This window comes from Dyadobacter psychrotolerans (assembly GCF_004349265.1).
Lineage (GTDB): Bacteria > Bacteroidota > Bacteroidia > Cytophagales > Spirosomataceae > Dyadobacter > Dyadobacter psychrotolerans.
Genome location: NZ_SMFL01000001.1, coordinates 385572 through 408100 on the forward strand (window position 1 = coordinate 385572; position 22529 = coordinate 408100).

The window sequence follows — 22529 nt, forward strand, 5'->3', positions numbered from 1 at the left end:
AATCCCTTTTACTCTTCCAGCGTGGAAGCCAGCAATCCTACAGGAACATTCAGCACCCCTGTTTCAAAGTCAATCAGCCCGTTTTTTTCTTCTTCAATATTAGTTGCCTGGGTATACACATCTCCGGCAATGGATCTTGCCCTCAGCTCCTTTTTAAAAAGCCTGATTTGCTCAGTGCGGGATTCGTCATCCTGCGGTCCGCCATAATTTTCAAAGCCAAAACCGCCCCATTCACTCACGACAAGAGGCACTTGTTTCCTATAAAAAAACGGATCTCCCACTACCAGCGGCAAGGCAGCCACAGTTTCCAGTTTGCCTGCTGTTAGTTCGTCCAGCAGGTTTTTCCAATGATTCAGATCAGGAGTGTACAAGTGCGCCGTCAGCAGATCAGACTTCAGTCTCCCTTCAAATGAAATGTGCTGCCATCCGTCGTTATCTACGACCAAAAATTGCGGATAGGCAATTTGCATGTAGTGGTACATATTGATGATATATCCCCTCGTTTCCGGATTGGAAGCAATGTCCTGAGCGCCCCAGTCTTCGTTGTAAAGGCTCCATATAACTACCGACGGATGTGTACCGATCAGGGCCAGCATGCGCATCAGTTCCGCTTGATGATTTTCACGACTTTTGGTACTGGATCTGTGTGGACTGGGTACCTCAACCCAAAGCAAAAGTCCAATTCTATCGGCAAGCTTGTAGATACGCGGATCAACCCCGGCAATGTGGATACGCACCAGATTACACCCAAGTTCTTTCATTGCATAAAGATGCTTTTGGATCTGCTGATATGATGCATTACCAGGCTGGTAAAGAATCCCATCCATGTAAATCGGCTGGTTGTTAAGGTACAGCCGGCTGCCTCTTGCTTCAAATTTTCGAAGACCAAACTTTGTCTCAATTTCTGAAATGAAGCCTTTTTCATCAATCAGTTGTGCTACCAAACGATATAGTTTCGGATTTTCCGGCGACCAGAGCTGCGCATCCGGAATATCCAGGACCAGACGCTGGGATTTCTGTCCGGCCTCCAGAATAATCGGATATTCATCCTCGGAAATCGCAGAGGGAATATCAGCATTTTTATCTACATCATAAACCCTGAGTTTGATTTTATAAGAACCGGGATCATGAATTCTGGTCGTGAGATTAAAACGCACCAGACTATCTTCGATAATGCTGACAACGCCTACCCGCGTGCGCAGGCGGTTTCTCTCAACCGTTTCAAGCCAGACACTTCTTACAGCACCGGTAAAAGTCTGATACCAGATTCCTCCCCTTTTATAAACATGCGATTCCTGTTTTCCCCTGGTAATATCCGCATCCATTGAGCTTGCTACGCGCACGGTTAGTTTGTTCACAGGTCGTAAGACTTCACTTTCGAGTTCATAAGAAAACGAAGTATATTCTCCTACATGCACCAGCTCTCCCTCAATCGTTGAAAGTGGAAAACCGTTTAACCAAACCTGGGTTTCATATCCGCATGCCCCGAACGTGAGTTGAAGAAGCGAGTTATCCGGCTCTTCCTCATTGATATGTTTGGGCAGATCGAACTCTCTTTCATACCAAACCACAATTTTATCTTTCCAGGAAGTTACATCCTGTTTCAGTTCAGCCAAATGCGTTTCAACACTTCCCGGCCAGTGCGCTTTTTGCTCAAACTGATGACTGACAAACCAGCTATCCCGCATTCCCCGGTCATCGGCATCAACGGCAAACCGCCAGATACCATCAAGTAAGATATGTTCATTTGGACGAAGCACTGCGCGGGGTAAATTATCAGGATAGATTTCCGGATCAAAAGTTTCTTCTTTGCTTTTAGAAGAACCATAATTGGTGTGGACAGACTGTTTGCTCATTTTTACCGGTTTTGATGTCTGTCATTTTATTTCGATAACAGATATATTAATTCAAATACTACGGACCCTTTTCTAATACTGTGCCATCCTGCCGGCACTTCCCCAAATAGAGATTCGATATAAATATGTTTTTCAGGATTTCAGTAAAACCACCACTGAAAAGTTGAATGGTATAGTTTTAGTGCTGCCCTGATCATAAGTTTCATTTGAATAAAAACAAGCATGGGAAAAGTAACTGATTATCAGGACTGGTTATCCAGAGTAAACCTTGAAGAACATGAAGATGTGTACAATCTTTATAACTCCGTTAGCAATTATGAAGGCTCAGGCACATTTTATACATCCAAGGAAGTAACCAATACGGGCAATGAATATCTAATAAAAGCTGAAGGAAATGAAGATACCCTGCATCTGGAATCGGACGAAGAGAAATTCCATTTCCTGAAATTTGTGGCTGATAATTATACTGATGCCGAGGAGGGAGATATTGACAATTGGTATAAACTTAAGAAGGAAATCGGAAGGGTAGATTAAACCTATTGTTGTACTTAAATCTGACAAAGAATTATAAAAAGCCCGTCACCGAAAATTTTCGATGACGGGCTTTTGCAAGTATCAGGTTAATTGACCCCTATTTCCTGTGCCGGCTTATTGGTTTCAGGATTTTTAGGCAAGGTAACAGACAAAACTCCGTCGGTATAGGACGCACTGATGCTGTCCGTCAAAACTTTTCCGTTCAGCTGAAAAGACCGTTCGAAAGAGCCCGGCTGATATTCCCTGTGCGTATAACGGGCTGAATCGGTATTGCTGTTTTCAGGCAGATTATAGGCAATGGAGAGTACATCTTCGCTAACCGAAATCTTAAAGTTGCTTTTAACAAGTCCGGCTGCATAAAGTGAAATAACAAAAGCCGAATCGCTTTCTTCGATATTAGCCGCTTTCCTGTTTCCGAATTGTCCCGGAAATTTCCCCCAGTTTTCTTTGCCGCCAAACTGGCCTGCAAACATTTTACCAAACGGTCCGCATCCGCGACCCCTGCGACTAAATCCCTGCTGATTTTGAGTATTTCCTGCTGTTTGTTGGTTATTCATGACTTTGTTTGTTTAATGTTAAAATTGTTTGATTCAGTGACTCAAAATCACCGTTAGTTAATAGGTACAATGGTTTGATGCTGCACCGGATTCACGTTGACCGACACCCGTTCCGACCAATGACCGCTGTTTGACATCGGGTTGATTCCCCTGTGCTGATACTCCCCATACATACCTCCGGCAAGTTCATTGCGTCTGCCGAAGAATCCTTTGAACATGGCCACCACGCCACCGATAAGGAGTATTCCCAGCATAAGTTTAAAAATTGTAACCAGGATCAGTGATGCCAGACCGACCAATACCGTTGCGCCAATCAGGCGGGGGAATATAAAACGAAAGTTATTTTTCATGTTTTTGTTCTTTAATGGTTGTTTTAAAAGATGACGTTTGACTTAAATTTTTACCTTAACCGTTTTAATTTATTCGTTTTTAAGGCAGACGGACTACTTCGTTTTTTACTTTAAAATAATTTCACTTTCCTTAAACTATTTTATAAAACACTGATAAACAGATACAAAAATAAAATACAGGATCAGGTTCGCTTACTTGGCAGTATTTCCGTTGAATATAGAACCGGAAAAGCATTTGCAATTTCGAACCATGTAAAGCACCTGAGTAATGCCAGTTTCCACTAAATATTTACCAGTCCGACATCAAAAAAGCTATCGGACGGGTGCTTTCGGTCGGAGGGCTCGTTCGCCATCCGACCGAAAAAAAAAGCAAAAAAATCTGATCAGTAAGGGTTCAGTATTAACCGGTGTTGTTTTTGGCCAGTCAGAAACAAGAACAGAGATTGATAAGATGAAATACGGGCTGGAGCCGCGACGCAGCTGAAGACAACGAACAATCAAAAACTGATTGAGGAGAATTGATAAAGGCTTTACAAATAACTTAGCCACCAATTTTCCTTATGACTTCGTTTGTAGGCATCAAACTTTTTGCAAATCGGATACAAAATTAATATGATTGAAATCCAGATCAGATAAACGACTGGAAGACTAAAACCGAAACCGTGCAGGTCAATATCAAAGCTGGTTTGCACCATGATGTCCCAGCCAAAACCTGTTAATTCAGCTACGATCATAGCTAGGATACGGATAAAGTACAGATGCAGGATGTAATAGAAAAAAGGCACTCTGCCAAAAACACAAAAAAAATCAACGAGCTTCGCCCTCCATTTTTCTGAATTTGCAAGAAAAATAAAGGCGCCGGATAGGGTTGCCAAAAGATAAAGAAGCGAAGGAGGATACTTATTCACATTCATAAACGACATGACAGTCTGGCTTGTGGTTTCGTAATATTTCCACGAGGCCGGATCGCCATAAAGATTAGTAAACCGGATAAGCAAAAAAAGTAAAATACATGCGATTCCAATCAGGTTGAAAAGTCCTTTTCTCTTTTCACTGATTATGGAAATATCATAAAACTGCCCGAAATAATAACCCAGCGCCATAACACCTGCCCAGGGAATAATGGGATAGACTAAATTCAGCGTACGTCCTCCGGCAATTTTAAATGACCCGGTTTCGTGAACCAAACTCCATAAAATACTTCGTTCAAAATGAATTTGATCCAAAAGGTTATGACCAAAAATAAGGATGCATGAAATTACTAAAATCAGGAAATTGGGAAGATGTACAAATCCGGCCAGGAAGATCATACTGGCCCCCAAAACCCAGATAACAGCGAGATCAAAATTGCTAAACTGGACATCGAGATACCAGGCAAATGATATGATCGTTAATTCCATTACGATGAGCCACAAACCGCGTTTTATTAGAAAAACCGAGAGGTCAGCCTTCGTCTTTTTCCGACCCGACATATAGGCAGAAATCCCGGCCAAAAAGCTAAATACAGGTGCGCAGAAATGCGTAATCCAGCGCGTTACATACAGGGGTACCGATGCAGTTGCCGGATTTGTAATATCGTAAAATGCCCCGGTCTGGTAAAAGTAATCTCTGGTATGGTCAAGCGCCATCAACACCATTACAATCCCTTTTAAAAGGTCGATCGATTCGATTCGGGGTTTGATTAATGTGTTCATAATCTGGCTTTAAAGAGTCTTTGGAGGGGTTAGCACTTTATTTCGGTGTGCTACACCTTATTCTTTTTACTCGTTTAATAAATACAAATATTATAGTACTCTGCACCTTTACGAATCGCAGGATCAGTTCATAAACAGAGCAATAAAAGAAGTGCAAAAGAGCCTTAAACACTTATTTTCGGAACGGCTGCCATTTTTTGTAAGTAAGTGAACGCCAAACCCATTCCATTGGCCCAAAACGAAAATACCTGACCCATATATGACTAAAGACAACCTGAAAAATATAGATCGCAAAAGCAATCAGAGAAAGCCTGGCTGGTCCGACCTGTGCTTCCAGTCCAAATCCATAACTCATAAAAATAATTGCGCAGATTAAAGATTGCATCAGATAGTTTGTCAGTGCGATTTGTCCAACGGGCGCAAAAACCATCAGTAACTTTTTCCAGACTGGTTTTACATAGAGCAGGGCAAAGACTGCGGCATAAAACAGGGCCAGCGCCGGCACACCAAATGCATAAACCAGCGGCTGAATAATTCCCGTTGGTTCGAGGTTGTAGTATGCCTCTGTGGTCATCATCATGGCAAGCACAATGTTACAGGGAATTCCGATAATGGCCCCCCATATCATTACCTTCCGGATGAGCGGACGATTGGCTTCAATATTTGCATAAATCATATTTTTGGCTACATAAAACCCAATCAGGAACATCGCCAATACCCTGAAAAACCTTCCGGTAAAAAACAGATCGGGATATCGGCCTAAAATTAATCCACCCGCGTTCATCTGAATAATTTCAGGATAGCTGCCTGATCGAAAGACTCTTATAACCTCATCAAAAAACCGTGGCCCTTCCTCAACTACGGGCGGTGCCGGATCTACCAGATTGATCCCCCATAGAATCGAATATTGAACAATGGGAAGCAACATGAGTATGAATGCACTCCTTAGCAATACTTTGTCGGACAAATTACGGAAAAGGATAAGCACAAAACCGGTCAATGCATATACGGTAAGGATATCGCCCACAAAAAGCAGAACCGCATGAAGCAACCCCAGGATAAACATAATTACCAAACGCCGCCGAAAAAGTGATGGAAACCGGGTATCAATCGACGAGGAGCGTTTTAACTGCAAGGCAAAACCGATTCCGAAAAGCATGGAAAAAATGGAATAAAATTTCCCATCGATCAGGAAATGTTCGATCCATTCGAAATGGTGATCAATTTCTATTGTTCCTAACGCTTCCATTCCCTCTTTTGATAAAAAATAGTATCCTGAATGAGTTACCATATTCGCCAGCAAAACACCAAGTAATGCAAAACCGCGGAGGACATCCAGAAAGCTGTGGCGTTCAGTAACAGAGGTGGGTTGTAAAGTATTTTCCATGAGTTGAGGTTTGATGTTTACGTTTCTGATTCAATCGATACTCCTTATTATCCTGTGAGGCCGCTTCCTTTGCGGTATATTTTTACAAATCGTTTTTAACCTGAATTAAACTGTTATAAATAAATACCTGCAACCAGAAACAAGGCACAAAGCAAAAACAGAAATACAAGTATGGGCGTAATAAATCGGATCCACACTTTGACACTCACATTTACCAAAGCCAGCGACGGCAGTAACAAGCCGGTGGGTGAAACAAAAAACATGATGTTCATACCATATAAATAACTGTTGACAATTTGATTGCCGGGGATATTGACCATGATTGCCAGTGTTCCCATAATCGGCATGGTCAATACAGCCATTCCTGATGTGGAAGTAACAAATAGCGAGAAGAAAAAGAAAAACACAAACAGCATCAGGATGAAAACGCTCTGCGGTACCTGGGCCACCACATTACCAGTATAATACAAAATGGAGTCGCCGACATGGCCATCATTTAATATGATCGTTATGCCTCTGGCCGCGCCGATGATAAATGCCACAGACAGTAAACTTTCCGCTCCTCTTACAAACGAACTGACAATTTTTGCCTCACTCATATTGGCCAGCAATCCGGTTAGAATGGACGCAGCCAATAATAGTGAAGACATTTCAAGGGTCCACCATTGCAGAAATATAGTCCCGCCAATCATGCCTAAAAAAGTAGCCAGAAAAATAAGCAAAAGCATTTTCGTCTTTAATTCCAGCTTTTCGGGAACCGGTTGTTCACTTAAACCTAAATCATAGGGTACTTTTACAAGCCCGTCAATTTTGATCACCAGCGAAGCAGAAGGATCTTTTTTCACTTTGGCTGCGTAACGCAACACATACCAGGTAAATAGTGCCGTAAGCAAAAAGAAAATGATCACACGTTCATAAATGCCGTCTTTCCAATTGATACCAGCGGCGTTGGAAGCGATAATCGTAGAAAACGGATTTGAAAAAGCAGCAATACCACCCACACTATTTCCCCCGAAAATAACTGCAAACGGTACTAGCAAATCATAACCGGCCGCCAGAAAAACGGGTACCAGGATGGGATAAAACATCAGGGCTTCTTCTTCCATGCCGTAACTGGCTCTGCAAAATGCAAATAGGAATGTAAGAACAACAATCAGGTAGGGCTCCTTCCCCTTCATGGCATAAGAGAGTGAAGCAACACCTTTTTCAATTGCCCGTGTTTCATTAAAAATACAGATAAACCCACCCATGACCAGAATAAACATGATCACGTCGATGCTGTCGTAAATACCTTTGACTGGTGCCTGAATAACATTTATAAAACCTTGTGGATTGCTCTTTTCCTGTTGATAAGTATTGGGAACTGATACCGGTTTGAGCACCTCGCCATTTGTGAATTTCGTCACAGATATCCGCAGCCCAAGCCGGTCAAGCGTTTCCTGGTTTAAAGGTAAAAGTGTATCGCCTTTTGAATCAGATATCGAAAATGACTTATCAACAACCGACAGCTTACTGTATCCTCCTGCAGGCAAAAGCCACGTGCTGATTGCGGACAATACAATAGCAACCATAAGGATCGTAAGTGGCTGCGGAAATGATTTTTTCTGGGACATTCAGCTATTCTTCAATGGGTGCAGGAAACTCTTGTGAATTCAAATGATTGTTTTACCAAAAAATCTTCATTACACTACCGGAGGAATAAATGCTTCATAGCGCTCATCCTGCAGATCACCGAAAAGCCAGTCTCTTACAATGAATTTAAAAAACAGCATAGGCGGCTCGTGCTGATCTATGGCACTCTGGAAATAACCAACAGCTGTATCCGCATCGCCGATACTGGCATGTACGATTCCCATGTCATAATTAGACACCACCTGGGTTTTGCTGAGTGACACCATCTGTTTTAGAATATCCTGAGCACTTTCCGTTTCCCCGGATAAGCCAAATAAAGCGCCGCAAGCACTGAGCGTGATGCCGTTATAATTTATTTCAAGGGCTGTTTCCAGTGCCTCCTGAGCATCCGGGTAATTTTCTAGTGTAATTAAATTTAGCCCACTGATCATGTGACCGCCCCAGAATGTTGGCTCAAGTGCAACCAGTTTTCTTCCTTGAGCTACCGCTTTTTCGAAGTCTTCCAATATCCAGTATACGTATGCCGCATAAAAGTTATTGATCAAAGAAAACGGTTCAAGCGACAGCGCCTCTTCCAGATGTTCCTCCGCTACGGCAAGATTTCCTTTAAGAGCTGAATACAAAGCAAACTGCCCGTGTAGATCGGCGCCATTCCAGCTTAACTCAAGAGCCTTTTTAAATGCATTGGCAGCACTGGTGAAGTCCCACTCGTATAACATCTGCATACGCGCCAGAGCCAGATAACTTTCGGCGATGCGGTCATCCAAAGCCAATGCCTGTTCTGTTGCCTCTTTCATCAACGGCAGACAATAACTTGCCGGAAGCAACCGGTAAAACCAGGTATTTAAATAGCAGGAAGCGATGCCGGCATATGCAAGCGCATATTCCGGTTCCAGTTCAATGGCCGACTGAAAATATCCGATTGCTTTATGATACTCTTCAATTCCTCCAAACTTATTATGGTAAAAACGACCGTGTAAATAAAGCTGGTAGGCTTCTGCGTTATTGGTGTACCGTTTGAGCGCGGAACTCGGTCCCTCACTCAATAATTGTATTTTTACCTGCTTTAAAATCGCCAGCGCAATTTCGTCCTGAATATCAAAAATATCGTGTAATTCACGGTCGTAGTTCTCAGACCAGATATTATATCCGTCTGCCACATTAATCAGCTGCGCAGTGATGCGAAGTTTATTACCAGATTTTCGAACGCTTCCTTCCAGAATGTGGCTGACATTTAATTGTTCTCCAACAAATCTAAGGTCCTGATTTTTTCCTTTGAATGTGAATGAAGATGTTCGCCCTGCCACCTGCAAATCAGGGACATGACTCAATACATTGATGAGCTCTTCTGCTACTCCGTCGCTAAAATAGTCCTGTTCAATATCATTGCTTAGGTTCAAAAAAGGTAAAACAGCAATCGATACTTTTTTAGTTGCTGTATTTAATGTTGTATTTTTTTCCATAAAAACCTGGTTGCTAAATTCAGTTGGAGTAAATTGGGATTCCATGAAAGTCGCTTGCAACAATTCTGTGGACTTTCCATCCCCACAAGATACGCAATTTCCAAAATCCGCAAATCAGTTTCCTGTGAAGGGTTTGACCTCATTAGTTTTTGGGTAGATGTAAGGAACTAAGCTTCAATTGAAATTCGAATAGCTTCTGCTGTACTCTCAAACAAAATTTAAAAACTGCGAATAGTTAAAGTGACACGGTCACCAACTTATTTTGTTAGCGCAAAATAGATTATTTTTACTACTGCGGCACGGTTGGCTGTTCCGATTGGCCATGTTACTTATTTAAAGGAGTTGAGCTGGAGAATAATTGTGTGTAAACCTGGTTACTGGTATGCTTTTCGTACATCCGTAAGCCAGATATGTTAAAGGCAGGCCACTTCACTAATCATAATATATTTCATGGATATCTCTATATTGCCAGGCTCCCAACTTAAAAAAGAAATATATTTTGTTGATGATAATGCAGACCAGCGCTTTATTGTAAGAAATATATTCAAGACATATCTTCCAAATCATCCGATCCGCTTTTTTGATTCCGGACAGGCGCTTTACCTTCACTTAATTGCGATTTCGGCCGATGGGTACAAAGGACCAACGCCCGGCTTGTTTTTACTTGATTTAAATATGCCGGGAATCGATGGCTATCACCTGCTAAAACTGATTCGACAAAGATTAAACACCAAAAATATTTCCTGGACAATATTACCCGCTGTGATTTTTACAAATCAGGCAAGTGATGCTCAAATTAATGAATGCTATCAGGCCGGAGCAAATTCTGTTATAATTAAGCCTTACGAACCGGAGGATTTTATCAAACTTTTGGAATTGATATCTAACTATTGGCTTGGATATAACAAGCTGACTGCATGAGCTAGGTTACACAGTCAGCCTGCACATTGAATTCATGACAAATTCGAAATGATACTTTCAACTATTCGGGAAGAGGCTTCTTCACAAAAATCCAATCCGGAATAATCTGGATTAAAACCGCCAATGTAAGGAACTGCCATGATGTAAATCCGGTTGTCAGCGTTTCCGGATTGGTCTATCACCTCAAAATCGTCATTAATGGTCAGCCCTGGAACTTTCAGGTATATCGCACCATCTTCACTGGCTTCTACATTTTTACTATCCTTTGCCAAAGCAATTTCTCCTTCGGTTACAGATTTAAATTTCAAACGTGCCGGACTGATTCTTCCGCTTCTAATCAAATCTGAGAAAGGAAAATCCTCAAAAGATAAATGCGGCTGACCGACACAGTCCACAAAAGTTTTGTAATAAACGGAAAGCGGCTGATCGTTTTCGTCAGCATAATTATAAATTATGCCTCCATCTTTTTGTGGTTCAACGTTACTATCCTCTCCTACCGAAATAATTTCCAGTTTTCCTGCATCATAAAGTGCAAGCAGCTCTTCGCAGGAACTTTGCGGAACAAAAGCGATAACCACCGAAATCAAAGGCATTAAAACCTTCTGAAGCCTTTTCATATCTTCGGCTGAAAGGTATTTTGCCGGGTAGTTCATGGCAAAACTTAGAACTGCCAGTACTTCCTTCCAGTATATAGATTCTTTTCTTTTAATAGATTGTTCAGCCTCGGCGTACTCTGCTTTGAAAAGCTGAAACGGGTCTTTTTTTTCCCGAAAATCCATCATCGCCCCAACAAAATCTTCGATACCCTGATCTTTAATTTGGTTATAAAACGCCGGATCCTTTTCACGGAAATTTTCTTTGAAGTCTTTTTCAAAAACATAATCCAAGGACAAAAATCCCTCATTTTGAACCATATTCTCAACGATCTGCTCCTGAGTAAGCAGTGAATCAGCCGATAACTGAGGCTCTTCAAGATGAAATCTGATTGCAGGAAGCAATCCGTTACGGGAATGCATCACAATTTTAAACTCAAGGCTATCATCATTCGGTTGAAAAGAAAGTTTATTAGTCTCACTTTTCAAAAATTTCCCATTACGGCGGGCAAGTGTCCGGATTGCGTCGATGGCAGTCAGCGATGAACCTTTAAGCGCTACCGGATGATCAGCCTTAAAGGAAAGCTTGGCAGGCGGATATGGCGAGTCGAAATAACCAGGAATTGAGCCTTCATATTTTACCGGCCACTTATGTCCGGTGCAAATAATTATACAATCAAATTTATAAATAGTTTCCCCGCCAATCTCAACCCAAACCTCGTGCTGATCCGGTTTGTTGATAATATCGGTAACATTACTGTCGAAGCAAACCTTGGTTGCCAGTGCTGACTTTTCAGCCTGGGATAATAACAAATCAAACTGTGCAGATAAATATCTGCCAAACAGCAGCCTGGGCAATACCCGGTATTCACTGAATTTGTTTTTGTCTATATTAAATTTAGACAAAGAGTCATCGGGAACAGTTTGTATCCAGTCCTGAATTGAAGTAACGATTTCGGGAATTTCGTTATCCGAAACGTTGGTAACATGTTCAACATTTGCCCCATCCTGGCTGTAAGGCATGCCCGCCCCAAGTTGTTTTTTTGTTTCAAATATCGTTATCTCAAAATTCTGAGGATTGGATTCAACAAGTCTTTTATAAATAAATAATCCGCTGGGTCCGCCGCCAAGAATGGCAACGCGCTTTTTAACTTTGCTAATGGTCATTATGTGTATTCGGGTTTACGCCGGAGGTATTTTTATAGTTGAAAAAGGAACAAAACTTTTAGCCTGTCCAAATTATTTATGCGATGAAAATTAAGAAAATAATTCTTAAAAACTTACTCGTCTAAAACCATTAAGAAATATCATAAAATTTAAAAAAGGTTTTTAAAACGCCTCAATAAGCCCGCCGTCCATTTCAGATCTTTCAAGATACTCCCATTGGATAATATCGGCTTCGGGAAATACATTGCTGCAATCTTCCGGTCCTTCATCGCCGGCAAGTTCGATAAAAGCCTGCATGCTCAGCACATACTTCCCTTCGCGGTTAATGCCTTCTTTGTCTTTAAACAAAACCGGCGACTGATCGTGTGGATATAACATGACTTCTCATTTTTGGTGATGAACTGTGCATTAAAAATCCGAGCCAGACCGTTTTTCAAACTAAATGTGGAATTTCTTATTTGAAGCAGGTCAATACTGGATTTGCTCTTTCAGGAAAAGAAAAAGATTATTTATATCTTGGACATCATACCAACTTATAATAAACCGCGATGATTTATCATTCTGTATTTTTCAAACTCAACCATCCCAAACATTCTCCGCAGGAAGCAACCTTTTTAGAAGCAGCAGCAAAGCTGGTAGCGATTCCTGGTGTAGAAAACTTCCAGGTTTTAAAACAGAAAAGTTTAAAAAACAACTTTGACTACGGCCTGCTGATGGAATTTGAAGATCAGAAAAAATATGATGATTATTCCAACCACGCCGAACATGTTCAGTTTATAGAAGATTTCTGGCTTAAAGACGTGGCAGATTTTATGGAGATAGATTATGAAAAGATGGATTCCTTTTAACAAAAAAAAGGGGACCCGGCTAACCGGATACCCTTTTTGAATGTATTTTTTGAGTAATTACGCTTCCAAAGCTGCAACGCCTGGCAACACTTTTCCTTCCATGTACTCCAACAATGCACCTCCCCCTGTTGAAACATAACTCACACGGTCGCCGTATCCAGCGTTGTTGATTGCAGAAGCAGAATCACCTCCACCAATCAGCGAAAAGGCATCGTTTTCTTCTGTCGCTGCAACTACCGATTCAGCAATTGCATTGGTTCCCTGTGCGAAATTCGGGAATTCAAATACACCCATCGGACCATTCCATAGAACGGTTTTAGATTTGGCTATAATTTCAGAGAATATCTTGATCGATTCCGGACCGATGTCCAATCCCTGCCAATCATCAGGAATCTGGCCGGCCGGTACAATTTTACGTTCAGCATCATTACTGAAATCGTTTGCGATTACGGTATCAACAGGCAGGATTAAATTAACACCTTTATCTTTTGCCTTTTGAACAAGTTCAAGCGTTAGATCCTGTTTGTCTGCTTCCAGAAGTGATTTACCGATATTTCCACCTTTCGCTTTTGAAAATGTATAAGACATTCCGCCTCCGATGATCAGGTTATCAACTTTGTCGATCAGTTTTTCAATGATCAATATTTTGTCAGATATTTTAGCTCCGCCCATGATCGCAGTAAACGGACGTTCAGAATGACCTAACAGCCTTTCTGCATTATCCAGCTCCGCCTGCATTACATAACCGCAAACTTTATCTTTGAAAAATTTACCAATAACGGCAGTCGAAGCGTGTGCTCTGTGAGCCGTTCCGAAAGCGTCCATTACCCATACATCACCCAGCTTAGATAACTTTTCAGCAAACTCTTCATTTCCTTTTTCCTCTTCCTTATAAAAGCGCAGATTTTCCAAAAGTAAAACCTCACCAGGCTGTAATGCAGCTGCAAGTTCTGTTGCGCTCTCTCCAATACAATCATCAGCAAATTTCACTGTTTTGCCCAATATCAGGGACAATGGATTCACAAGATGTTTTAAAGAATATTTTTCAGTCGGACCGTCTTTCGGACGTCCAAGGTGTGACATCAGGATCACCGATCCGCCTTCGTCCAGAATTTTGCTGATCGTAGGGATTGTAGCACGGATACGGGTATCATCCGTGATCTCAAATTTGTCGTTAAGCGGTACGTTAAAATCAACGCGAACCAGGGCTTTTTTGCCTGAAAAATTGTAAGAATCTAATGTTGTCATGGGCATGTAAAATTGTTTTCCATTGGAAACAAATGTAAGTCAATTCTTTATAAAATACTACGCAATCAGGAAATGACGAAATTTGGATAATAATAATCCTATTTTTACAAAATATTTTTCTAAATAAATCATAAAAACGATTTTAGATAAATTATCACAAAACAATGGTGAACGGCAAATGAATATACGGCCACAATATCGTCGTTGTTTACGATAATATTAAAAAAAGGCGTAACTTATCTGTACCAAAGTCTGCTAACTTTGTGTTAATAGTAGTATCAAAGTCTGCTTTTTTTTTATCGTGCAAAATACAACGTTTCCCCAGGATCTTCCTCCAAAATACTATCACGATTACTTTTGCTATGTGCTGGATTTCGTCCGTAAGAGGTATGTGCAGGTACTTAATGAAAAAGAAATCAAATTCCTCGACAGCTACTGCGGACTTTCCGAAGATGCGCAATGCCTGTTTATCCGTTTCAGTAACCGCAGTAAATCTTTTTTTAGAGTCAACAGTTTATCCTATTCTGAAATAACCGATATTCCTGCTGTGCTGGAAGAACTGCTGGAAAATGATTTTATAGAAATGCTCTGCGACGACCATCTTGACCGGATGGAAGAAGTAATGGATCTTTTTACAAAGGAGCAGCATCTTGAATTTACCAAAATCTTGAAACCGGATGTTATGCCTTCCAAAAGCATCCGCAAGCCTGACCTGGTGAGGTGGTTATTGTTTACCTATGATTTTAAAACTTTATGTGCGATCATCTGTCAGGCCGAACCTGTTGTTAAGGTAAGCTATGAAAGTGAGGTCATGCTTATGAAGTTCCTCTTTTTTGGAAACCGTTACGCAGATATGACGGAATTTGTCATCCGCGATTTGGGCCATGTCCGCTTTCAGTCTTTTGATGAACAGTATTTGTCAATTCAGTTTGAAACCCGGAAAGATGTTGATGACACTTTGATGGTTTCTTTGATGAAAGAAACTTTTGATGTCATGAAACAGCAGTTTCCTCCGGAGGAGATTTTCGACTGGTTTATGAACTGGCAGGTTGGTATTTCGGGAGATCTCAGTCCGAAAGCTCTTCCTTCCTACAATCTTTTTATCGTTCGGGTAAGCGCCTGGCTGGAAAGAAAAAAGATGCTTTCTCAGGCGTTGAGTATTTACCAGCTCACCAATGATGCCCCGGCAAGGGAAAGACGTGTCCGGCTTTTGTACAATCTCGGCGAAATTGATGAAGCACTGGCACTTTGTGAAGAAATAGCAGAAAACCCTCAAAATGCCGACGAACGTTATTTCAGTCAGGATTTTTACGAAAAAATTAACAATAAAAAGAAACGGATCGTAAAACGGACAACGCAGGCACTCAAATCTGCGGAAGCCATTGAGATCCCGATCATATACCGTTATCAGGTTGAACTGGGAGCCATTCATTATTACCGCGAGCTTGGGTTTAATGCCGTCTTTAGTGAAAATGAGCCATGGAGAACTTTGTTTGGACTTTTGTTTTGGGATATTATTTATGATACGAATGTGCAGGCCATTCACAATCCGTTGCAGCGGGTACCCAGCGACTTTTTTCTTCCTGATTTTTATTACAAACGCTCGGCCCAGCTTTTGGAACGAATGAAAGTCATGGATAGCAGAGAGGCGATTGAAGAAGTGATTGTAAAAACTTACGACGAAAAATTCGGGACCACCAATGTGCTCGTTTCCTGGTACGAAGGTTCACTGGAAAAAGTATTGGTTTTAATATCAAGGCTAAGCCCTGAACAGATACATAAGGTGCTTCTCGAAATTTCACAAAATCTTCGTGAAAATACACGTGGATTCCCCGATTTGATGGTTTGGAATGAAGATGAGTATGCTTTTATTGAAATCAAATCGCCTACGGATCATTTATCCTCGCGTCAGCTGCACTGGCAGCACTTCTTTGCAGAACATGGCGTCCAAAGCAGAATTGTGCGGGTGAAATGGATTAAAGACAATTAGTTATTTCCTTTGAAAACGAAGCACAATTCACTCACCCTCCGGTCATCAGTGCCTTCAATTCCCTTAAATGCTTAAACTTGTTATCCCGAAGTTCATCATTTCCTTTGTATCTTGTAATGGCCTCAGCTTCAATCTCTACAAATCCCTTTGGATCGTGAAGCGTCATATACCGGTTTAATTTTACTGGCGGGGTGGGAAATGTTGCAGCTTTGAAAAAAAGATGAAGATCTGCAAGTTCCTGCTCGTGTTCCTGAATTGTCATGTGCCAAAAGTACTGTAAAATTTATCCGATTGGGATATAGCATACCAACATTTTCGAAAAACTTTCTTCCGAAAAACTCGTATTAACAACCGGCAGGGCAGTTAAAAATAAATATTTTGCTACCTGGCATCTTTTTGGATATCTGGTGCGTAATTCTGTTTTAACGTTGAGTATTTTCGGATAAGAGCCCTGATTTTCAGGGTTCTTATTTTTTATTTTCTGCTGTCCCACCACCTTGGGAGCATGATATGTTCTGGTGACAAAGATGAAGGTATTCTAATTTAACTCAGATAAGAGAACAATACAAGTGCGAAAGTTTCTGATATGACCGGTCCAGGGCTTAATTCAGCATCATGTATTGATTTCGAAAAATCTCCGGTTTAGGATTTAACCGATGAACGATTATTGCCGCTAATCAGGTTCTACCAAAAAGAACATTGGCATTTATTACAACATGAAATACCTATACCTTATCATTCTATCTTTTGTCTATCCCTCTGGCTGTTTGCTTGCACAGATACCAAACTCACTAAGCATCGGTGGCGGCATAACATACCCAATAGCAAAAAACTATAATTCATCCTGGTTTACTTCATTGCACTGGAATATTGGGCTCAATCGGTCAATATCTGTTGACACGCATTTGGATCTGGCATCGATCGGTGTTAAAGACTATGCTGATGCTCCTGGTGTAGAAAACGACCACAATATTTACCAGCTAGGCACAGGGCTGCGGTATTCTTTCATGAAAAGGTTGTTCGTGAGAGCTGGCGCGTCTGCGGCAATTGTAAATGATTCAGAAGCCACCATACGCATTTTTCCTAATGCAGGTATCGGCTTTAACATATTTCTCAAAGGACGCCACGGTCTGGAAATCAGCCTGAATAATGACTTGATCAGCAACTTTGATTACCATAAACATGTCTCAATATTCAGCCTGGGTGCTGCTTACAAATATCGTTATCCTTCGAGGAGGAACTGATTTATAGACAAGCTTTGCGATAAGAATGAGAGATGCAGGAATAAAGCACAGTTTACCAAACACTGATTAAATTAATAAAATAAACAACCCAAATACCTCTATATCAACAAACACCTGTTCGTCCAACAGCCAACCTCACAATTGGCCGCAACAAAAAAGCCCTCCCGTTCACCGAACAGGAGGGCTTCTCTTTCTACAACAATTCTATATCTTCTTTTCAATCACTTTTATAAACGGCCCTACTTTTCTTTTTGTAACCGTTGCCTTGTAGTTTACTTTCGTAACGCCTTGCGGCACATCACATTTTCCTGCTACGCTGGTTTGTACTGAGGTATAAACGGTACCGGCCCATGTTGGGATCTTGATATTATTTTTAGCGATTTCTTCGTCCAGGTTCAGTTTTGAAGGATCACAATCCTTAATTTCAACCGTTCCCAAAAGATAATATTTCGAATAAGTGTTTGGAACTGTGTCGACCGGACAAATACATCCTACGCAGGAAGTAGATGTTTTACCATATACAACCCTTGTTGATTTGATCTTTTTGTAAGCATAAATTTCAAGATTGCATTGTTTGTAACAACCAATAACAGTATCAGGTTTTACTGTCGGGACAATTACCGAGAAACCTGTTGTACTTGCTTCACTTGTACACGAAGCACAATCAGATAACCGCTGGCTGGTCACTGTCGCATAATACTGACCTGTTATGGGGCGGCCATTTACGTCCAGATGAGACGCAGGGAAAGCAAGCTGGTTTCCTTCCTGACAAATAACCGAAGCAATTACTTTGTCTTCAGCTCCGTTTAGCTGATGAATTCTCGCTGTAAAGGTTTCTGTTGTGTTTGTGTCAGCAGCGCTGCGGGTTTTCCAGGTCAGCAATATTGGCTCGGCTTTGGTGGTATCTTTAGCTGTGTTGAATATAAATCCTTTGATGGATTCGCTTCCCATTTTCAGATCAAGTTCGGGAGATACACAAATTAACGGCGGAGTCGGATCTTTCCTGACAGGAACATCTCTTATGAAATTCCTGCGCATTGCAATACCTGCGCTAAACCCGCCATGTTTACGTTCGAAGGGATAAATCGTCTCTCCGGGAAAAATATAGTTCATTTTAGTACGGAAACCGATTGCTTCTACGCCCCAGGCCCAGAGGCCGTTTTTACTTGGATAGAAAAAACCAAGCGTTGCCAGCATACCCGCATGATAACGTTTATCGGAAGCAGTTACAGAATAGATATTATTGCCCGTTACCCGGTCATAGACAAAAATTGCCGCCGGTGTAGAGCGGAATATACCACCTCTTAATGACGCTTCAAGAAAAGGAGAACGTGGCTTTTTAGTAAAATGAAAATCAAGAACGGGCCCAACCACAAAGTAGTGATCTTCCGAAGATCCTTTCTGGATCACCGCGTTACTTGATCCGGCGTCTGATACAAGCTTGTCAATAAATGAGTTGATATCCTTCCTGAAAAAAAAGTTTTGTAAACCGGCAACCGCACCAACTCCCAGTTTAAATCGATTGGTTTTTTGCGGTTTAAAAAAGTAATCAGCATTCAGGGCTGCATTAAAACCTATTCCGTTAAAGAGTGACTTGTCCCGGTATTTATTGGAGTTGAATGTTCCCTCCCAGCTTCCGCAGAATGCAACAGCAGGACCTAAAAATCCGCCAACCCGCCAGGGGCTTATTTTTTTTTCTACCGCAAGTGTATCACAGCCACCATTGGGATTATTACAGATGGAACTTGCTGATTCCTGCGCCAAAGAGCCCAGGCTAAGCAGGATGCTAAATACAAAAAAAGATAACCTGAGTAAAGAATGTGTGTTCATAGAAAAATGTGGAGATAAATGGGTAACGAACGTTTGTTATAAATTAAAATTTAATACTGTGGCCATGACCATTGGTCGTTAACGGTTAAGACTGAGAGGGCAATAAATAGTAACAAGAATAGTCAAAATTCATAGGAAATTGTTTGAAACAAGTGTCAAATTGCTGACAATCAGACACAATTCTACAAAAGGGACTAGTATTAAGTTTGTTTTTTATTCCTTCCAAATATTATTTAAAATCTGACTTATTATTTTTTCTTATCATTACATCATCAATCAACAAAACCCATTTCGATGAGGCTAAGAAAATTTTTGCTTGGAGCGGCATTATTGGCCGGTTTGAGTACGGTTAATGCACAAACAAAGCCGGAGGATGTCAAATCCTTTACACTGGCTAATGGAATGAAGTTTCTTGTTCTGGAAGATCACTCGATTCCGACAGCCAACATGTATCTGTTCTGGAAAGTAGGATCACGCAATGAAGTGCATGGTATCACCGGCCTTTCACACTTTTTCGAACACATGATGTTTAACGGCTCCAAAAACTACGGACCGAAACAATTTGACCGGGTGATGGAGGCCAATGGCGGCTCCAACAATGCCTATACAACTGAGAACGTTACTGTATATACCGACTGGTTTCAGAAGGATGCTCTTGAAACGATTTTCAAACTTGAATCCGACCGGATTGCCGACCTGAACATTGACCCCAAAATGGTTGAGAGCGAAAGAGGCGTAGTTTTGTCCGAACGCAGCACAGGACTGGAAAACAGCAATTACCGCTTGCTTGGTGAACTTGTGCAATCCGTTGCATTTCAGGAGCACCCTTATATGTTTCCCGTGATCGGATTTGAATCAGATATCAAAAGCTGGACACAGCAGGATCTGCAAACTTATTTCAAAACTTACTATTCGCCAAACAATACCACGGTTGTTGTGGTTGGCGACATCACTTTTGATCAGGTGAAAAAATTGGCTGACCAGTACATGGCTCCGATCGCAGCACGCGGACTACCTCCTAAGATCAGGACGATCGAACCTCAGCAAAATGGCGAACGCCGGGTCAACGCTTATAAGGACATTACCACGCCAAATGTTTTGCTGGCCTATCATACGCCGCAAACCGGTCATGAAGATTACTACGCCCTGGATCTTTTCAGCAGTCTGCTTTCCTCAGGAAATTCCTCCCGACTGGTTAAGTCACTTGTGATGGATACAACCATCGCTTCAAGGGTTTTTACTTTTTTAGGAGAAGGTTTCGATCCCAATATTTTTAACATTTATGCAGTTGCCGGCAATGGAATCTCTGCTCCTGACCTGGAAAAGGCAATCATCGCACAAATAGACAACATTGTAAAAAGCGGTGTAACCGAAAATGAACTGCAAAAGGTTAAAAATCAGAAGCTGATGGAGTTTTATCATTCTCTGGAAACCATTAATGGTAAGGCTAATAGCCTGGGAACTTACGATGTATTTTTCGGGGATTACAAAAAAATGTTCGATGCCCCTCAGGCGTACCAGAAAGTAACAACAGAAGACATAAAACGTGTAGCTGCCAAATACTTCACAGAAAGAAACCGGACCGCAGGATATCTTTTGCCTGAAAAAGGTGATAAGAAATCAGGAAAGTGAAACTAACATTTATCGCCAAAAGGTAATAATAAAAACAAGGGCTAAAAAGCGTATCGCGGATAGTCATTAGCTAATAAAAATATGAAACATATATTCCTTGGACTGCTGGCCATGATATCCTTTTCGGCTGTGGCGCAGAACAATTTTAAAGTACCCAAATACGAGAAGTTCAAGCTAAAAAACGGTTTGACAGTTTATCTGATGGAACAACACGAAGTTCCTTTGATCAACGTATCGGCCGTTTTTGATGCCGGATCTATACATGACGGCGAACGCTACGGGCTGGCAAGTCTCACTTCTGACGGTTTGCTTTTTGGCACACAAAAATATACTAAACCGCAGATTGAAGAGCTGACGGATTTTGTAGGAGCTTCCTTATCCACCTATGCTTCAAAAGATAATTCGGGCCTTACATCTTCCTTCGCAGTGAAAGATCAGGATAAACTTTTTGATATTATTCAACAAGTCCTGCTCTATCCCGTTTTCGACGTAACTGAATTTAATAAACACAAACAAAGAACTTTACTGGATCTTGACCAGGCAAAAGAAAGTCCGCGTTCGGTGATTGGAAATTATTTCAATACGTTTGTATTTAAAAATTTCCCTTACGCTACTCCCGGAGGCGGTATTAAATCAACTGTTGAAAAAATCACAGCAGACGACGCAAAGGCTTTTTACAAAAGTAATTATACAACCGGAAAAGGAGCTATTGCCATCGTTGGGGATTTCAAAACGGCGGATATGAAAAAACGGATTACCGGTTTGTTCGACGGTTGGAAAACAGCAGAATCCAGAATGATCAAACGTGTTGCTCCTGACCTGACCTTTGACAAAAGCCGGGTGTTGCTGGTTAATAAAGACGATGCACGGGAAACAACATTTCTGATCGGCGGAAAGGGTGTCGATTACAGCTCTCCTGACTATGTACCCATTATCGTTGTAAACACTATTTTAGGAGGACGTTTTACTTCCTGGCTTAATGATGCCCTGCGTGTCAACTCAGGACTGACTTACGGTGCAAACAGCCGGTTTGGGAGATACAAATATGCTGGCACCTTTGCCATCAGCACTTTTACAAAAAATTCAACGACTGTTCCTGCAGTTGATATGGCGCTGAGTGTCCTGGACAGTCTTCATAAAAGTGGAATTGACGAGAAGACGCTTGCTTCTGCTAAGGCTTACGTAAAAGGTGATTTCCCGCCCGATTATGAATCTGCAGGCGCATTAGCCAGACTGCTGACAGATATGTATGTCTTTAATTTTGACGAAAATTATATCAATACCTTCCAGACCAAAGTTGACGGATTAACAACTGCCCAGGCCAAACAGATTATCGCAGATTATTTTCCGAAAGATAAATTGCAATTCATCATGGTTGGAAAAGCAAGCGAGATCAGGGATCAGGTAAAAAAATACGGGGAAGTAACTGAGAAACAGATTAAAGCAGAAGGATTTTGATCCGGTTTTAATTAAAAATAAATAAGCCCGAAGGTCGAAATGATCTCCGGGTTTATTGTTAAAGACAACATGGTACCGCAGTTCTCTAACAGTAGGATTTGGAAAGCCGGATACTTTTGTAAAAA

19 protein-coding genes are annotated in these 22529 nt (G+C 41.3%); 7 read left to right on the top strand and 12 right to left on the bottom strand.

Annotation, left to right across the window (positions count from 1 at the left end; all coding sequences use genetic code 11):
• Positions 1–8: 8 nt before the first annotated feature.
• Positions 9–1856 carry a glycoside hydrolase family 2 protein gene (locus E0F88_RS01705; protein WP_131956033.1) on the bottom strand — a complete coding sequence of 616 codons (1848 nt, stop codon included), beginning with the start codon at positions 1854–1856 and terminating at the stop codon, positions 9–11.
• Positions 1857–2078: 222 nt separating this feature from the next.
• Here E0F88_RS01705 and E0F88_RS01710 point away from each other — a divergent pair, with 222 nt between their 5' ends.
• Positions 2079–2390: a hypothetical protein gene (locus tag E0F88_RS01710; RefSeq protein ID WP_131956035.1), complete on the top strand. Its 312-nt coding sequence runs from the start codon at positions 2079–2081 to the stop codon at positions 2388–2390.
• A gap of 86 nt (positions 2391–2476) precedes the next feature.
• Here E0F88_RS01710 and E0F88_RS01715 read toward each other — a convergent pair whose 3' ends face one another.
• The 6 genes from E0F88_RS01715 to E0F88_RS01740 form a co-directional block, all read right to left on the bottom strand.
• Positions 2477–2947 (bottom strand): Hsp20/alpha crystallin family protein, encoded by a 471-nt coding sequence (locus E0F88_RS01715; RefSeq protein ID WP_131956037.1) that lies wholly within the window; start codon positions 2945–2947, stop codon positions 2477–2479.
• 53 nt (positions 2948–3000) lie between these two features.
• Positions 3001–3297, bottom strand: coding sequence for a hypothetical protein (locus E0F88_RS01720; RefSeq protein ID WP_131956039.1), 297 nt, complete (start codon positions 3295–3297; stop codon positions 3001–3003).
• Between the two features lie 530 nt (positions 3298–3827).
• Positions 3828–4991, bottom strand: coding sequence for an acetyltransferase domain-containing protein (locus E0F88_RS01725; RefSeq protein WP_131956041.1), 1164 nt, complete (start codon positions 4989–4991; stop codon positions 3828–3830).
• Positions 4992–5163: 172 nt separating this feature from the next.
• Entirely contained in the window at positions 5164–6378 is a 1215-nt protein-coding gene (locus E0F88_RS01730) for a DUF418 domain-containing protein (RefSeq protein WP_131956043.1), read from the bottom strand.
• 113 nt (positions 6379–6491) lie between these two features.
• The gene (locus tag E0F88_RS01735; protein WP_131956045.1) at positions 6492–7991 is read right to left on the bottom strand and encodes a YfcC family protein; all 1500 of its coding nucleotides are present in this window, start codon (positions 7989–7991) and stop codon (positions 6492–6494) included.
• Positions 7992–8060: 69 nt separating this feature from the next.
• Positions 8061–9473 (bottom strand): AraC family transcriptional regulator, encoded by a 1413-nt coding sequence (locus tag E0F88_RS01740; protein WP_131956047.1) that lies wholly within the window; start codon positions 9471–9473, stop codon positions 8061–8063.
• A gap of 450 nt (positions 9474–9923) precedes the next feature.
• On the opposite strand from E0F88_RS01740, the gene E0F88_RS01745 reads away from it, so the two are divergent.
• Positions 9924–10394 (top strand): response regulator, encoded by a 471-nt coding sequence (locus E0F88_RS01745; RefSeq protein WP_131956049.1) that lies wholly within the window; start codon positions 9924–9926, stop codon positions 10392–10394.
• Between the two features lie 32 nt (positions 10395–10426).
• Here the strand turns inward: E0F88_RS01745 and E0F88_RS01750 are convergent, their stop codons facing one another.
• Positions 10427–12154 carry an FAD/NAD(P)-binding protein gene (locus tag E0F88_RS01750; protein WP_131956051.1) on the bottom strand — a complete coding sequence of 576 codons (1728 nt, stop codon included), beginning with the start codon at positions 12152–12154 and terminating at the stop codon, positions 10427–10429.
• Positions 12155–12316: 162 nt separating this feature from the next.
• Complete coding sequence (locus tag E0F88_RS01755; RefSeq protein WP_131956053.1) at positions 12317–12532, bottom strand: hypothetical protein; 216 nt, start codon at positions 12530–12532, stop codon at positions 12317–12319.
• A gap of 170 nt (positions 12533–12702) precedes the next feature.
• On the opposite strand from E0F88_RS01755, the gene E0F88_RS01760 reads away from it, so the two are divergent.
• On the top strand, positions 12703–13002 hold the full coding sequence (locus tag E0F88_RS01760) for a Dabb family protein (protein WP_131956055.1): 300 nt from the start codon (positions 12703–12705) through the stop codon (positions 13000–13002).
• A gap of 57 nt (positions 13003–13059) precedes the next feature.
• Here E0F88_RS01760 and E0F88_RS01765 read toward each other — a convergent pair whose 3' ends face one another.
• Positions 13060–14250, bottom strand: a complete 1191-nt coding sequence (locus E0F88_RS01765; protein ID WP_131956057.1) for a phosphoglycerate kinase — start codon at positions 14248–14250, stop codon at positions 13060–13062.
• A gap of 301 nt (positions 14251–14551) precedes the next feature.
• Between E0F88_RS01765 and E0F88_RS01770 the strand changes: the two genes are divergently transcribed.
• On the top strand, positions 14552–16240 hold the full coding sequence (locus E0F88_RS01770; protein ID WP_229213644.1) for a VRR-NUC domain-containing protein: 1689 nt from the start codon (positions 14552–14554) through the stop codon (positions 16238–16240).
• A 31-nt stretch (positions 16241–16271) separates the two neighbouring features.
• Here E0F88_RS01770 and E0F88_RS01775 read toward each other — a convergent pair whose 3' ends face one another.
• Positions 16272–16502, bottom strand: coding sequence for a DUF6965 family protein (locus tag E0F88_RS01775; protein ID WP_131956060.1), 231 nt, complete (start codon positions 16500–16502; stop codon positions 16272–16274).
• Between the two features lie 454 nt (positions 16503–16956).
• Here E0F88_RS01775 and E0F88_RS01780 point away from each other — a divergent pair, with 454 nt between their 5' ends.
• Positions 16957–17484: a hypothetical protein gene (locus E0F88_RS01780; protein ID WP_131956062.1), complete on the top strand. Its 528-nt coding sequence runs from the start codon at positions 16957–16959 to the stop codon at positions 17482–17484.
• Between the two features lie 204 nt (positions 17485–17688).
• Here the strand turns inward: E0F88_RS01780 and E0F88_RS01785 are convergent, their stop codons facing one another.
• Positions 17689–19314, bottom strand: a complete 1626-nt coding sequence (locus E0F88_RS01785) for a hypothetical protein (RefSeq protein WP_131956064.1) — start codon at positions 19312–19314, stop codon at positions 17689–17691.
• Positions 19315–19608: 294 nt separating this feature from the next.
• Here E0F88_RS01785 and E0F88_RS01790 point away from each other — a divergent pair, with 294 nt between their 5' ends.
• Together E0F88_RS01790 and E0F88_RS01795 are read left to right on the top strand one after the other, a co-directional pair.
• Positions 19609–20946: a M16 family metallopeptidase gene (locus tag E0F88_RS01790; protein ID WP_131956066.1), complete on the top strand. Its 1338-nt coding sequence runs from the start codon at positions 19609–19611 to the stop codon at positions 20944–20946.
• An 81-nt stretch (positions 20947–21027) separates the two neighbouring features.
• The gene (locus E0F88_RS01795) at positions 21028–22404 is read left to right on the top strand and encodes a M16 family metallopeptidase (protein WP_131956068.1); all 1377 of its coding nucleotides are present in this window, start codon (positions 21028–21030) and stop codon (positions 22402–22404) included.
• The last annotated feature ends 125 nt before the right edge of the window (positions 22405–22529 follow it).